This window comes from Neisseria sicca (assembly GCF_003044565.1).
GTDB classification, from domain to species: Bacteria; Pseudomonadota; Gammaproteobacteria; order Burkholderiales; family Neisseriaceae; genus Neisseria; species Neisseria sicca_A.
Map to the genome: position 1 here is coordinate 126,589 of NZ_POXG01000004.1, position 14,406 is coordinate 140,994.

The 14,406-nt window shown below is 49.2% G+C and carries 11 protein-coding genes; 7 read left to right on the top strand and 4 right to left on the bottom strand.

What is annotated here, in order from left to right:
• Nucleotides 1-155: 155 nt before the first annotated feature.
• Nucleotides 156-1,661: an SWIM zinc finger family protein gene (locus tag DBZ16_RS09800; protein WP_107813848.1), complete on the bottom strand. Its 1,506-nt coding sequence runs from the start codon at nt 1,659-1,661 to the stop codon at nt 156-158.
• Between the two features lie 385 nt (nt 1,662-2,046).
• Between DBZ16_RS09800 and DBZ16_RS09805 the strand changes: the two genes are divergently transcribed.
• A complete protein-coding gene (locus DBZ16_RS09805; RefSeq protein ID WP_107813849.1) occupies nt 2,047-2,910 on the top strand; it encodes a sce7726 family protein in 864 nt (287 codons plus the stop codon).
• A 48-nt stretch (nt 2,911-2,958) separates the two neighbouring features.
• Complete coding sequence (locus tag DBZ16_RS09810) at nt 2,959-3,912, top strand: sce7725 family protein (RefSeq protein WP_107813850.1); 954 nt, start codon at nt 2,959-2,961, stop codon at nt 3,910-3,912.
• A 39-nt stretch (nt 3,913-3,951) separates the two neighbouring features.
• Here DBZ16_RS09810 and DBZ16_RS09815 read toward each other — a convergent pair whose 3' ends face one another.
• From DBZ16_RS09815 to hrpA, 3 genes are all read right to left on the bottom strand, one after another.
• The gene (locus DBZ16_RS09815; RefSeq protein ID WP_107813851.1) at nt 3,952-7,272 is read right to left on the bottom strand and encodes a DUF3418 domain-containing protein; all 3,321 of its coding nucleotides are present in this window, start codon (nt 7,270-7,272) and stop codon (nt 3,952-3,954) included.
• A gap of 67 nt (nt 7,273-7,339) precedes the next feature.
• Nucleotides 7,340-8,917, bottom strand: coding sequence for a phosphoethanolamine transferase (locus DBZ16_RS09820; protein ID WP_205836791.1), 1,578 nt, complete (start codon nt 8,915-8,917; stop codon nt 7,340-7,342).
• Nucleotides 8,918-9,100: 183 nt separating this feature from the next.
• A complete protein-coding gene (gene hrpA / locus DBZ16_RS09825; RefSeq protein ID WP_107813852.1) occupies nt 9,101-10,495 on the bottom strand; it encodes an ATP-dependent RNA helicase HrpA in 1,395 nt (464 codons plus the stop codon).
• A 128-nt stretch (nt 10,496-10,623) separates the two neighbouring features.
• Here hrpA and DBZ16_RS09830 point away from each other — a divergent pair, with 128 nt between their 5' ends.
• From DBZ16_RS09830 to DBZ16_RS09855, 5 genes are all read left to right on the top strand, one after another.
• On the top strand, nt 10,624-11,262 hold the full coding sequence (locus tag DBZ16_RS09830) for an acid shock protein (protein WP_107813853.1): 639 nt from the start codon (nt 10,624-10,626) through the stop codon (nt 11,260-11,262).
• Between the two features lie 179 nt (nt 11,263-11,441).
• On the top strand, nt 11,442-12,215 hold the full coding sequence (locus DBZ16_RS09840; RefSeq protein WP_107813854.1) for a transferrin-binding protein-like solute binding protein: 774 nt from the start codon (nt 11,442-11,444) through the stop codon (nt 12,213-12,215).
• A 377-nt stretch (nt 12,216-12,592) separates the two neighbouring features.
• Nucleotides 12,593-13,372 carry an exodeoxyribonuclease III gene (locus DBZ16_RS09845; RefSeq protein WP_107813855.1) on the top strand — a complete coding sequence of 260 codons (780 nt, stop codon included), beginning with the start codon at nt 12,593-12,595 and terminating at the stop codon, nt 13,370-13,372.
• Complete coding sequence (locus tag DBZ16_RS09850) at nt 13,359-13,703, top strand: hypothetical protein (RefSeq protein ID WP_107813856.1); 345 nt, start codon at nt 13,359-13,361, stop codon at nt 13,701-13,703. Before DBZ16_RS09845 ends, DBZ16_RS09850 begins: the two co-directional genes overlap by 14 nt.
• Before the next feature lie 10 nt (nt 13,704-13,713).
• Nucleotides 13,714-14,244: an alpha/beta hydrolase gene (locus DBZ16_RS09855; protein WP_107813857.1), complete on the top strand. Its 531-nt coding sequence runs from the start codon at nt 13,714-13,716 to the stop codon at nt 14,242-14,244.
• Nucleotides 14,245-14,406: the final 162 nt, after the last annotated feature.

Sequence of the window (14,406 nt, forward strand, 5' to 3'; positions counted from 1 at the left end):
AAGGAAGGGCGTCAAGGTCGTCTGAAAATGAGTTTCAGACGACCTTTGGTTTGGTTGGAAAGGGAGTGGTTTAGAAAGGCTGCACGTAGATTCCAAGTTTGCATGATTTGCTGGTGTGCGAACGTGCGGCGTTGCCCAATTCGGCAGCCTGCACATTAAAACCCCGCCCGATCCAATTCCTCCAACAGAGCAGGCCGGCGTGGTTTCTCGCTATATCGTTCCCTGATTTCGTCGGCAAAGTCTTCCATTGCCTGCCGTTGTGCGGAATATTGGCGGCGGAGGATCTTTAATTGGTTGAAGAGCTGGCGGTATTGCTTACGGTTGCTTGCCTTATTGATTTCAGCCGCAAAGATTTTCAGGTAGCAAGCTACGATTCGGTCGTGATACGGCTCGGGGAAAGACGGGGCAAAACGTTCCATCATGTACAACGAAAGGTGTTGCTGCAATAGGGCGAGCAGTAGATCGAATTCCTGTTCATGCTCCAATATTTCGGCTTGCAGCGAATATTGGCCCGACAAGCGCGCAAGCAGGCGGTTGAATTCATGCGGCCATTCGGCGGCGGGAAACGTGGCTTTCCACGCCTCGTAATGCGGCAATGAAAGGCTGGTGGAAAACGCCAAATCCGCTGCGATTTCGCGTACATTTTTACCGGTTTCCTTCAATACATCAAACAGTTGCAGCTTCCATTTGTGCGCTGTGCCGGGGGTTCCCTCAGCTTTGGTAATCTTGATTCCTTCACGCAAGAGGCGTTCTGCTTCCGCCCAATCTTGCTGCCCGACAGCTTGTTCTACCGCAATTTGTCTGAATTGCGGCAGGTGCAGATGTCGTCTGAAATAATCCTGCGCGGCAGCAGTATCGCCTTTCGCCTGCAAAACCTGCCAACCCTCGAATGCCCAAAATTCATGTTCCCAACCCGACTTGATAACAGCCAAACGTTTAGCCACATAATCTTGCCACGCCTGCCATTCGCCGCGCAGCCGCCAGATTCGGGCGCGGATTTGGTAGATTTTATTGCCTGCCTCCGAGAAATCAAAATAGCGGCTGTCGTCCAAACATTTGTCCAAAAAATTAATCAAACGCTTCGGGACATTTTCCATGACCGCCTCTTCCAGCAGGTCGATTGCCATATACATAGCATCGCCCAACATACCGTCCGAATCGTCCGCCTTTTCAAAAGCATCCTGCAAACGCGGTATCAACAAAGGCAAAGCCTGCTGCAACGCCGCCGTCCCTTCCTGCGCCACATCTTCCAACCAGTTTTGCAGCCTGAAGCCCAAATCAGCGGCTTCGTAGTAATCATAATATCGGGTTCGGGAAAAGATACTAGAGAGCTGCTGCCGATACGGATTGCCGCCCTGTTTAGGCTGCTGCGCGTCAGATTCGTCAGGCTGCCCGTCCGGCGTTTGAGCGCGCACCGCATACCACAACGCCGCCATATGCTTGCACGCCCAGCCATAAGGACAATCGCAGCCCCCGTCCTTAATGTACAAATCACTATCCAGCTTCAGCCATACCGAATAGTTTTCCGAACCGCACACCTCTGCCCGATAACGCCCGGCGGAAGTTTTTTGGACATCGTGAACCTTGCCCTGCTGAAAATACAGCAGTCCGCGTTCGGCGATGTGGGGCGGAAATAGGCGGGGTAGGTAGATACCGGACATGGTTTGCTTCCAAGAAGTTGTTGAAACATGGGGAGTTTACTGGTTCGGGCGATGTTTGGGGAGATGGTGGCGGGAATCTTTGCTTTGCGAAGTGGAAAAAGGTCGTCTGAAAATGGGTTTCAGACGATCTGTGGGGGATTAGTGTGATTCACAGGTAATTTAGGATAAACTATGGGGTACTTTGGTGTTTAGACAGTATGTGGCATAATATAAGTGCATATAGTTCTTTTTTAAAATGAATGTAACTCACGCTATACTGATAACCTATATTTTGTTATAATAACCCTATTGATTATCTAATTGCTCGCTTAGCAGATATTAATTAAAATATATTAAATTCGGTGAATAACACAATAATCAAGCTATTTTAACTCTTAGAATAATCATGAAACAAAACAATAATTTAACATTTTTAATTAGCCAGGTTTTTCGAAAATCTGTTTTTGAAGATATAGTATTCAAATCTAACCATTCAATTTGGGAAAAGCTGCTAAATAATTCTGAAATTAGAGTTGAGCTGAATGGATTAAATTTATCACAAGCTTTTGATTTATTGTATAGAATAATAGAAAAAAGTTATAGAAATGAATATGTTTTTAAAAATAATATTGCTCATAAATTAGTAAAGAGCCGTCATAAGTTATCCAATGTAACTTATATTAATGAGTTTCATGTGTTAAATTCAATATGTGATATTGCTATATTTAATGGTACATCAACTGCTTATGAAATAAAAACAGAATTAGATAATTTTGATAGAATTGAAAGTCAACTATCTGATTATAGAAAAATTTTTGAGAAAATATATATTGTAACTGTTGAGTCAAAAATTAATTTTCTTCAGAATAGAATACCTTCAGAAATTGGTATTCTTGAATTAACATCAAGAAATAGCCTTTGTACTATTAGAGAAGCAAATTCCAATTTTGAAGAGTTATCTTATACAGCAATGCTATCTAGTTTAAGATACTCAGAAATGTTAAGAATGATGAAGGACTTATTTGATTATGAACCATCAAAATCTCCTAAACAAATAAAACAAGATTGTATAAGTTTATTTGAATCAATGTCTATAATAGATGCTCATCATCATTTTGTTAAAGTACTCCGTCAAAGGTCTTTAAATCAACAAGAAAAAGAATTCGTTAGGAGTTTGCCTTATTCATTGTTAGCATTAATTTTAAATATGCGACCCAGTAATAATAAAATGGGAAAAATTCTCTACAATCTGAATAATATAATTATTTAGATTGAATGTTTGTTTGTTGTAATCTTAACTGAAAAGAAAGGGAAGTAGATGTATTACTGTTACTTGCGAGCTAAGCGTAATGAATTATTGGCAATCCGAGATTCTGCTAGAAAAATTCAAAACTCACAGATTTCTATAATTTTAGAACCTGTCAGACTGAATATTACAGAATTATTGACGTGTGTTAACGAGATTATTAATGATGATTACGGGGGGAATTTAATTTATGTTCTGAATCCAACAATTGGAGATTTGGCTAATAATAATCAATTGATTATTCAGCAAGCTTCTCGATTGGTAGAAGAACAACCATCCATAACATTTGGAATAATAATAACAAATGGGACAGATATTACAGAAATTGAATATTGGAGAAATATATTTCCAAATTCTCGTTTTGCTTTAATTCATAATGGTGAATTAAATATAAATGACGCAAGTGTCATTAATGGTATGCCCCATATTATTGAAAATATTTTTTACAGTAATAGAGTTAGCTCTTTATATGTAAATCAATTTATTCAAAATAAAGTTATTTTGGAGGATTGTTTTAATAGATTAAATAGAAATTCCGACTATCAGCATAATATCATTGAATTTTTCTCTGATCGCCATTTGAATTTTACTCAGCACGGTCTGCGAGGGTTTGCAAATTTTAGCACTATTGGTGATTATTATGCTGATGGAGGGGCGCAGCCTTATACTACAGCTTTTCATTTGACTTTCCCTGACCAACAAGGGGTAATTTGGATTCAACATTGTTTGTCAGATCCTCGTGAATATAGAGAAGAAACTTCAATCCAAAAAGAAGAATTATTGGAGGATATTTATACAACTATTATGAATAGGCAAGATATACTCCGATGGTCTACAGCCTGCCAAGAATTAGTTCGGTATTACGAATCTGCTCATTATTCATTCTCATTAGGAACTTTAAAAAGATTGTCAATTCGACATCATTTTGAATTGATGGATTATTTAAAAACACAAGGTATTTACTAAAATCTCAAGGTCGTTTGAAAATTTTCAAACGACCTTTTATTATATATTGCTCAATTTATCCCACTCTTTCAACAACCTCTTCACCGACACCGGATACGGTGTCTTCAATTCCTGTGCAAACAGCGACACTCTCAATTCTTCAATCATCCATTTAAACGCGGCGAGGTCGTCTGAAACGGGTTGTCCTTGTTTCACCAAGCTATCGGTTTTTTCCTGCCACATTTGTTCCAGTTCTTGAATATCGGCTTCGCGGGCTGCGTCGCGGGCGGGGTTGCCGCTGTATTTTTCGAGGCGCAGGATCATGGCTTTGAGGTAAATGGGGAGGCGCGGCCATTGTGCCCACGGGGTGCGGGTGGCGAAGCCGGCGGCGAGTAGGGTTTGCAGGCGTTGGCGCATGAGGTGGGTGAGCGGGTGTTTGCCGAGTTTGCTGTTGAGTTCGGCGTAGGCGGCGGCGGTTTCCTGCAAGTAGCGGCTGAGGGCTTCTTTGACGGCGGGCAGGCGGCTGCGGGCGCGTTTGATTTGTTCTTTGAAGGCTTTTTCGTTGCGCGGCAGCTCGTCTTCGCCGATAAAGGCGCGGTCGCAGACGGCTTGGGTGAGGTCGTCGCGCAGGGTGTCGGCGTTGATGTGTTTGAGCAGCATGGCGGCTTGGGTGAAGCCTTGGATGCCTTTGTTCAGGTCTTTAACTTGTTCTTTTAGTTGTAGTTTCATGAGTTCGATCACGCCTAATCTGTGGGCTTGTTCGGCGGCGGCGGACGTGTCGAACAGGCGGAGGGCGATGCGGCCGTCTTTTTCTTTTTGCAGGCCGAGGTAGCCGGTGAGCTGTTGTTTGCCGCGGGCGAATTTGATGGATTCGGGCAGGGTGCCGATGTCCCATGCGGTAACGTTGTCGCGCTCGAATTCTTGGGTGTTGTCGCGGAAGGTGGTGGCGGCGGCTTTGCCAAGTTGTTGTTGGATTTGGATTAAATCGCGACCCATGGCTAATTCTTGTCCGCCGTCGTCGATGATGCGGAGGTTGAAATAGCAGTGTTCGGGTAGCCTGAACGCGGCCCATTCGTCTTGGTTGATTTGCTCGAGTATGCGGATGTCGCCTGCGGTTTTGGCGATGGCTTGGGCGAGCTGGGGCAGGATGGGGGCGTTGCGGTCGGGGTTTTGGCTTAAAAATTGGGTGATGAATTCGGGCACGGGCACGCAGATTCGGCGGATTTGTTTGGGCAGTGCTTTGATTTGTAGCTGGATTTTTTCGCGTATCATGCCGGGCACGAGCCATTCGAGGGCGGCGGGGCTGATGCGGTTGAGCACGGTGAGCGGCAGGGTGAGGGTAACGCCGTCAAGCGGGTGGTGCGGCTCGAAGCGGTAGCTGAGTTTGAATTTGCCGTCTGCGGTTTGCCAGTGTTTGGGGAATTGTTCTTCGGTGATGTGCGCGGCGGCGTGCTGCATGAGATCGTCGCGGCTGAGGAACAGCAGGCGCGGGTTGTCGCGCTCGGCGGTTTTGAGCCAGGCTTGGAAGGTGCGGATGTCGGCGAGGGGGAGGGGTTTCAGACGGTTTTTTTGGGGTGCAGTTTGCTGGGCGGCGTAGGTTGGGTTGTCAAACCCAACGGTTTTCGCGGTTGCGGCGGGTGTTGGGTTTTCAACCCAACCTACGGTGTTGCTGTGATTTTCATTTTGGCGAGATACATTATGCTCGTTTTGGCGAAACTCGCTGCGTTCTTTTTCAGACGACCTTTCGGCTTTGTCGGCGGCGTAGGTTGGGTTGTCAGACCCAACAAGTTTCGCGGTTGCGGCGGGTGTTGGGTTTTCAACCCAACCTACGGTGTTGCCGTGATTTTCATTTTGGCGAGACCCATTATGCTCGTTTTGGGGAAACTCGCTGCGTTCATTTTCAGACGACCTTTCGGCTTTGTCGGCGGCGTAGGTTGGGTTGTCAAACCCAACGGTTTTCGCGGTTGCGGCAGGTGTTGGGTTTTCAACCCAACCTACGGTGTTGCTGTGATTTTCATTTTGGCGAGACGCGTTACGCTCGTTTTGGCGAAACTCGTTGCGCTCATTTTCAGACGACCTCTCGGCTTCGTCAGATTCAATAATCCGTACGGAATCTTCACTTCCCCAAACGCTGCCTTGCGCGTCTTTCCACGCCATTTCGGGCAGACGTTCGTTATAAAACGCGAACAGGGCTTCATCATCTACCAGCACATCTTGCTTGCGCGATTTGTGTTCCAACTCACTAATTTCCTTAATCAGCTTTTTGTTGTGGACAAAAAAGTCCGCTTTCAAATCGCATTCCTGCGCCACCAGCGCGCTGCGGATAAAGATTTCGCGCGCTTCTTCGGGAGCGATTCTGCCGTAGGACACGGGGCGGCGCGGCAAGACGGTCAGGCCGTAGAGCGTTACCCGTTCGCTGGCGATGACTTCGCCGCGTTTTTGTTCCCAGTGCGGCTCGAAATAGTGGTAGCGGACGAGGTGCGGGGCTTCCTGCTCAATCCATTCGGGCTGGATGGCAGCTAAATCGCGAGCATAAAGTTTTGTCGTTTCAACCAGTTCTGCCGCCATCACCCATTTGGGTTTGGCTTTGAACAGGGCGGAGGCGGGGAAAAGGTGGAAGCGGCTGCCGCGCGCGCCGGTGTAGTCGTTGCCGTCGGGCGATTTCATGCCGACGTTAGCGATGAGACCGGTGAGCAGGGCGCGGTGGATTTGTTCGTAGCCCGCTTCTTTGGCAGCACGGATTTGGGCGCGGTGTTGTTTTTTATCCAGTTGTTTTTGTTTGAGTTTGGCGGATAGGTCTTGGTCGCCTTGGTTTTCAGACGACGTGAGCTGCTTGACTTCGGGAGGTCGTCTGAAAGCGGCTTCCTTGGTGGTCAAACCCATTTCAATCGCGGTTTGGGCAAGCTGGTGGTGCAGCTCGCGCCATTCGCGCATCCGCAGGTGCGACAGGAAATATTGGCGGCACCACTGCACCAGCTGCTTGTTGGACAAACCCTTGTCGCGCTCGCGCTGAAAGCTGTCCCAAATGTTCAGATAGGCAAGGAAATCGGACTGCTTGTCGGTAAAACGCTCGTGCGCCTTGGCGGCGGCATCGCGCGCTTCCAACGGCCGCTCGCGCGGGTCTTGAATCGACAGCGCGGACGCGATCACCAATATTTCCGCCATGCAGTCGTGCTTCTTCGCCGCCAACAAAATGCGCGCGATTTTCGGGTCGATGGGCAGGCGCGCCATTTGTTCGCCGAGTTTGGTCAGGCGGTAGCGGGGAGGGGCAACGATATTGCCCGAAGCGTTTTGAAGGTCGTCTGAAACGGTTTTGTCGTTTGTCGGATTGTGTCGGGCATGGATGCCCGAGCCGTGTGCTTGATTTTTAGTGTTCTGCATAGTTTTTAGGTCGGGCGTTTATGTCCGACGTGGTCTCAATTTATATCGTTTGTAGGATTGCGCCGCTTTATTGCGGATAAACATATTCCGCTTTGCCATTGCGGATGTTCAGGCTGCCCGCATCGCCTGTGATCAGATTGCCCGTTACCGAGCCTTCGGTGCAGCCCGAAACCTTCATATCGTAGCCCAGCGTGTGAATCAGGAAAGTTGAAAGCTGCTGGTGGAAGGCAATTTCACAAGGCGCAAAGGCTTGGTTGGCGGATTGCTGCACGGCGGCATCAGGACTGTATAACACCAACGGTACGATGTAGCTGTCGGGATGTACCGTGCCTTGGTTGAAGGTGTCTTTGTGCACATACTGCCCGTGGTCTGAGGTATAGACAAACAACCAGTTGTTTTCAGGCTGTTTTTGCAGCTGCTGGAACACGGTTTGGATCATTTGGTCGGTTTTGTGGATGGTGCTGTCGTATTTGTCCACGATATTGGCTTCGCCGAACACCTTATCCTGTTGTTGCAACAGCGCGCCGTATGGGACGTGCGAACCGCGTTGGTGCAACACAATAAAATGCTTGCCCTGCTGCAAATTGATTTTGTCGAACAGCGGCAGCAGCTTATCGTCGGGCATATTGTCGCCGTTGCGGTAGCCGAGTTGGGTCGGCTGAATCAGATGGTCAATCCACTTTTTGCCGATTAGGTTCAAAATCGCCATCTCGTTTTCCGCCTGCGCGCTGTAAAAATACGTTTCGTAACCCTGCTCTTTGGCGAGGCGGAACATATTGGTATCGCCGCTGCTGATTTGCTCATAGCCGTTGGCATGCGGTATCGCATTGAAAAAGCTGGGCAGGGAGACTGCCGTCATCAAAGCGGCGGAATAGCTTTGCTTCACAATCGGCTTAAAGTCAGCTTGCGACAGTTGGGTCAAAAACGGCGAAGTTTCGCGTCCGTAGCCAAACAGTTTCAAATGCGCCGCGCTTTCGCTTTCGCCCATAATCAGGATGATATTTTGAATACTGGCTTGTCCGGTTTTGCTTGGCGCAGGCTGTTTGAACACAGGGATTTTGCTTAAATCAAACAATTGATACGGCAATACGCGCCCGACAAAATAGCCGAAGCTGAAATAATTGGCTTTGACGCGGCTGTATGTCGGTTTGGGCGAAATACCGTGTTCCTGCGTCGTACTGAATGAACGTCCAAAAATCAGCAACATCGCCGCAGCGAACAATATATCGGCGGCAAAATGCGTCTTACGGCGGAACTTGGCAAGGCTGCAAAACAACACGACTTCCGCTACACCCCACAACGCAGGCAGCCACAACTTATCCAACATTGACGCGCCCGCGCTGCCGACTTCGGTAACCTCTTTCAGCATCAGCCAATAGTTGATGCCCGTCATCCAACTTTGATAAACCGCGTAATGCACATTGTTGGCAATGATGCTGAGCGCAAAAAACAACGCAATCAGCAACCGTGAAGCCTTATAACGCGCAAACAGATACAGCGCAGCAATCACAAATGTCAGCGCAAACGTTTCCGCCATTTTCGCAGCCGGCAGGGTTTCAATCCCGAATACAAAACGATAGGCAATTTCGCTGGCAGTAAGTAGGGATGAATAGAGAAAGAGAACGAAAAGGGATTTTTTCATAATGGGAAGTTCACAATAAAAGTTGCAGGACGGGTTGAGGGGCGGCAACGGTATTCTTTACGGCTATTTGTTTACAGATTGTTTTCAAGAATGAGGTCGTCTGAAAATGGTTGGTAGAGTTGATTAAGGGCGGTAGGTTGTTTTTGGTTTTGTAGGTTAGACATAAATGCCTGCCCTACTTAATTTTCAGACGACCTCCACCGCCCCCAATTCCAGCAACACCTGAAACCCATCATTGATATACCGCGAGTCGGGCATTTCTAAAAACGGGAATGCTGCCACATCGCCGAGTTTCAACGCTGCCATGCGCAGGATAACGGCGGCGAGGTTGCTGCGGACGATTTCGGGGTCGGTGAATTCGGTGCGGCTGTTGAAATCTTCTTCTGAAAACAGTCGGATACACACGCCTGCGGAGACGCGTCCGCAGCGGCCGGAGCGTTGGCGGGCGGCGGCTTGGGAGATTTTTTCGACATGAAGCTGCTCTACTTTTGCCCGTGCGGAATAGCGTTTGACGCGTGCGAGGCCGGTGTCGATGACGTATTTGATGCCCGGCACGGTGAGCGAGGTTTCGGCGACGTTGGTTGCCAGTACGATGCGGCGTTTTGCGCCTGAAGGGTGGAAGATTTTGTGCTGTTCGGCGTGCGACAGGCGTGCGAACAGGGGCAGGATTTCGTCGTTGCGGCGCAGCGTGGATTTGCGCAGGGCTTCGGCGGCTTCGCGGATTTCGCGTTCGCCCGGCAGGAACACCAAAATATCGCCTTCTCCGTGTCGCGCCAATTCGTCCGCCGCATCGACAATCGCGTCGGTCAGTTCCACTTCTGCGTCGTCTTCGTCTTTGCTGGTCAGTGGGCGGTAGAGGATTTCGACGGGGTAGGTGCGCCCGCTCACTTCCAGCACGGGCGCGCCGTTGAAGTGTTGGGAGAAGCGTTCCGCGTCTATGGTTGCCGAGGTGATGATGACTTTCAAATCGGGGCGGCGTGGCAGCAGTTGTTTCAGGTAGCCCAAGAGGAAGTCGATGTTCAGGCTGCGTTCGTGTGCTTCGTCGATAATAATCGTGTCGTAGGCGGCGAGATAACGGTCGGTCTGCGTTTCCGCCAGCAGAATGCCGTCGGTCATCAGCTTGATGCAGGCATCGCGCGAGGTGTGGTCGGTGAAGCGCACTTTATAGCCGACCGCGCTGCCGATTTCCGATTTCAGCTCTTCGGCAATCCGCTCCGCCACCGAGCGCGCAGCCAAACGGCGCGGCTGGGTATGCCCGATCAAACCCGCCGCCCCGCGCCCGAGTTCCAAACAAATCTTGGGCAACTGCGTGGTTTTGCCCGAACCGGTTTCGCCGCAGATAATCGTTACCTGATTCTCGGCAATGGCTTTTTTGATTTCGTCGAGCTTTTCGTGAACGGGCAGGGTGTTGTCGAATTCGGGTTTGGGCAAGGCGGTCAAACGCTTCAAAAAGATTTCGTGCGATTTTCGGTATTTTTCTTCGACTTTGGACAAACCGCCGTATTTGTTAGGATTTTTGAAGGCGGAACGCAGGAAGTGGCGGTCTTTTGAGAGGGTTTGGGAGAAATCGGGGGATGGCATGGTACGGGCGGATATCGGTGAAAATAAGAAAGGTAGTATTATAGCAAACTGGCTTTGCCTAATCGGTATGGGTACTATGGAGACCTCTATTGGAGGCAGGCTGTATGGTTTAATAAAAAGGAATATTCATGAAAAAGATTTTATGTTTGGTTTTGGCGATGAGCATGGGCAGCGTGGCATTTGCCGCGGAGTACCGAACGAAACAGCCCATTGCTTACGATTGGCTGAAAATCAACGGCAACCAGTTCAATATTGAATCTGCCAACGAGCGCGGACATATATGTAGCGCACAAGGCGAGATGGATAAGAATAAGGTTTGGAAAGATGGAGAAGGCTGCCAAATATCGTTCCAATTCAAGGGGGATGAGGTAAAAGTGGATGCCGAAGGCTGCGACAATTATTGCGGCGCAGGCGTATCTTTCCCGTCAGAGTATTACAAACTGCCGCAGGTTTGCTCCCAACCAAGCGTCAAACAGATGGAAAACCGTTTTCAGACGACCTTGCGTTCAGGAAAATTCGAACAGGCAGCAGGCATCAAACAAAATTATCTGAAACAGTGCGGCGATTTCCTCAATCCGATTGAAACAGTGACCGCAGCCAACGATGCTGCCGATGCGTACCGTCAGGCAAACAACAAAGCCGCCTGCATCCAAACTTTGGATGCGGTGCAGGATCATTATGAGAGCGAATTGTTGGATAAGGACTTGGTGAATAAGATTAATGTACAGATGGAGCGTGACAAAGCTTTGCGCCAACAATGTAGCTGAACGCTGATAAAAAGGTTGCTAGAAGGTCGTCTGAAAAGTAAATGAGTACTTTATGACGGCCTTTATTATTGCCGTTGGTCGTAAAAAATGCTCGTTTGGCATATTTATTACAAAGTCATATTGATTGTGCTTAGAATGCGTTCCTGTCTTCGTCAGATAACAATTTTAAGAACAAAATTATGAAAAAATATCTTGCTTTGATGTGTGTTGCAGCCTTATCTGCCTGCGGTGGCGGCGGCTCCTCCCCCAGTACGCAATCCACGCCGACACAGGCTCCAAAATCTGCCCAAGCTCTGCCCTCGGCAGACGCAGCTTCCGTATTGCCGGTATCTGCGAAGTCGGAAAAACCGGAATCCGGCAAACAATTTTTCAGCGGAACCAATTCTTCCGATTCCGCAGTGGCATTCAATCATGCCGATTGGAACAAAATCACCATCGAAGGCGTAGAGGTCGATCTTGCAGCCGTACAAGGCGAGAGTTTTAAAAACGGCTGGCGAGACAGCGTCGGCGGTTCCGAGAATAAACGCCTTGCCAATTTTGGCGGCAATTATGTCCTGCACCACAGCACACTCGATGCGGTTGCCGGTATCGTGAAGACCGAATCGCAAAACAATTACGCATTCTTCAACGGCAATTTTACCCGTGAAGCAGAAATGCCGAAAATCGGACAGGCTGTTTACGACGTATCAACCGTCAGCGTGCGCGGTACTTTGGCGCAGGGATACGGTACAGGTCGTCTGACTGCCGATTTCGAAAGCAAAAAAGTCAGCGGCAGCCTCGGCTATTTCAACAAAACGCTCACCGTTGATGCGGATATCAACGGCAACAGATTTTCTTCCGTCTCCCCGACGGCAGAAATACACGGCGGTTTCTTCGGTTCCGCAGCCGCAGAGACAGCCGGTGTTTATCAGGTCGGTAAAATCGTAGGGACGTTTGCCGGTCAAAAACAATAAAAAGTGAAAGTTGCATTTACTTTTTTACAAGGGGTGCAGACATTCAAAATTCCACGGCTTTCGGTATAAATATCGGATGCGTAGCAATGGTACTTTAATATTGGTCATCTTACGGGCATTGCTGCCAAAGAAGAAAGTAGTTAAAAACGAAAAAGCGCAGAGTTTTGAATGGTCGAACCACCCCAAGGGGAAAGGTCGTCTGAAAACGGTTTGGTTATCCGTTTCAGACGACCTATTTTTATGGAGGGTTCACAAAGGCAATGTTGAAGCATTCGCAAGCAGTTGCAGGGAAAAGAAAGAGCGGTTTTGTCGCGATTCCTCTATATCGGTTACAATCCGTTTTTTCTTCTCAAACCAATATTCCAAAACACAAAATTATGCTGAAAATCATCTCCGCCAACGTCAACGGCATCCGCTCCGCTTACAAAAAAGGATTTTACGAATACATCGCCGCATCGGGCGCGGACATTGTCTGCGTGCAGGAACTCAAAGCGCAGGAAGCCGATTTGTCCGACGAAATGAAAAATCCGCACGGGATGCACGGCCATTGGCATTGCGCCGAAAAACGCGGTTACAGCGGCGTAGCGGTGTACAGCAAACGCGCGCCTGACAATGTGCAAATCGGCATGGGCATTGAAGAATTCGACCGCGAAGGGCGGTTTGTGCGCTGCGATTTCGGCAAGTTGTCGGTGATTTCGCTTTACCTGCCCAGCGGCACCAGCGCGCCGGAGCGGCAGGAATTGAAATACCGTTTTTTAGACGCGTTCTATCCCATGCTTGAAGCCATGAAGGCGGAAGGGCGCGACATTGTTGTTTGCGGAGACTGGAATATTGCCCACCAAAACATCGACTTGAAAAACTGGAAAGGCAACCAGAAAAACTCAGGCTTCCTGCCCGAAGAACGCGAATGGATAGGCAAAGTCATCCATACGCTCGGCTGGACGGATATGTGGCGCACGCTTTATCCCGATAATCCGGGCTACACTTGGTGGAGCAACCGCGGGCAGGCGTATGCGAAAGATGTCGGGTGGCGTATCGATTATCAGATGGTTACACCCGAACTTGCCGCCAAAGCGATGTCCGCGCATGTTTATAAAGACGAGAAATTTTCCGACCATGCCCCGTTGGTCGTGGAGTACGACTATGCTGCCCAATAAAGTTTTCGGCAAATACGATTGGAACATGAACGGTAAAACCGGCATAGGCGCGGCATGGGTGGTCGCCGCGTTTGTACTGCCTATGCTGGTGTGGACGATATTCATGCTGGCGCGGATGTCCGGCTGGGTTGAAATGACCCGCGCAAATCCGCTTTGGGCGTTGGTGTGGCTGCTGTTTTCGCTGCCCTGTATTCTGATTGCCGCCAAGTGTTTCGGTTGGAAAGGCTGGCGGTTGATTGCCAACATCCTGATCTGCCTTGCCACCTGCGCCGTTTTAAGCGCTCCCGCCGCGATCTTGATTACCTATACGCTCAACGATTTACTCAAATAGGTCGTCTGAAATGCGAACTTTCGAACTCGAAGACCTGACGCTTTTCTTGATACGCGACGCGGACGAAGCAGAAATGTGGATAGACCGCTGGGCGGTCAGCTATCCCGTCGTCCAAACCGCTGCCGCTTCCGCTAACCAAAGCATCGCCCAATGGCAGGCAAATATTCAAACAGCGTTTGAAGGCATCAGCGGCGAACACATCGCCGTCGTCGCACACGGCGCAGGCGTATCCGCTTTTCTGGCGTGGCTCTACCAAACCGACATCCTGACACAGAAAAAAATCGTCAACATCATCCTCGTTTCGCCGCACCCCGAAGCCTTCCCCGACGATGAAATACACACCTTCCAGCGCGCCCGTTGTCCCTGCCGCACCGCGCTTGTCATCGCCGAACAAAACGGCACACCGCGCAACTGGGCGGCAGAACAGGCAAACCTGTGGAACGCCCGCCTCCTCCTGTCGCCACATTCCGGCACGCTCAACGGTGCACTCGGCGGCTGGCAATGGGGCATGAAGCTGATGCAGGAAATGCTCTTGAGTTGAACAAAACGCTTGCAGGGATAAAGCAGAAAAGGTCGTCTGAAACCGGAAATCAGGTTTCAGACGACCTTTTCGCAGGCAAGTATAGTGGATTAACTTTAAATCAGGACAAGGCGACGAAGCCGCAGACAGTACAGATAGTACGGCAAGGCGAGGCAACGCCGT

Excerpts from the sequence above, each read along its gene's own strand:
- DBZ16_RS09845 (WP_107813855.1), top strand. The coding sequence starts at position 12,593 with ATGCTGAAAATCATCTCCGCCAACGTCAACGGCATCCGCTCCGCTTAC.
- DBZ16_RS09815 (WP_107813851.1), bottom strand. The coding sequence starts at position 7,272 with ATGCAGAACACTAAAAATCAAGCACACGGCTCGGGCATCCATGCCCGA.
- DBZ16_RS09850 (WP_107813856.1), top strand. The coding sequence starts at position 13,359 with ATGCTGCCCAATAAAGTTTTCGGCAAATACGATTGGAACATGAACGGT.
- DBZ16_RS09830 (WP_107813853.1), top strand. The coding sequence starts at position 10,624 with ATGAAAAAGATTTTATGTTTGGTTTTGGCGATGAGCATGGGCAGCGTG.
- hrpA (WP_107813852.1), bottom strand. The coding sequence starts at position 10,495 with ATGCCATCCCCCGATTTCTCCCAAACCCTCTCAAAAGACCGCCACTTC.
- DBZ16_RS09840 (WP_107813854.1), top strand. The coding sequence starts at position 11,442 with ATGAAAAAATATCTTGCTTTGATGTGTGTTGCAGCCTTATCTGCCTGC.
- DBZ16_RS09810 (WP_107813850.1), top strand. The coding sequence starts at position 2,959 with ATGTATTACTGTTACTTGCGAGCTAAGCGTAATGAATTATTGGCAATC.
- DBZ16_RS09805 (WP_107813849.1), top strand. The coding sequence starts at position 2,047 with ATGAAACAAAACAATAATTTAACATTTTTAATTAGCCAGGTTTTTCGA.
- DBZ16_RS09855 (WP_107813857.1), top strand. The coding sequence starts at position 13,714 with ATGCGAACTTTCGAACTCGAAGACCTGACGCTTTTCTTGATACGCGAC.
- DBZ16_RS09800 (WP_107813848.1), bottom strand. The coding sequence starts at position 1,661 with ATGTCCGGTATCTACCTACCCCGCCTATTTCCGCCCCACATCGCCGAA.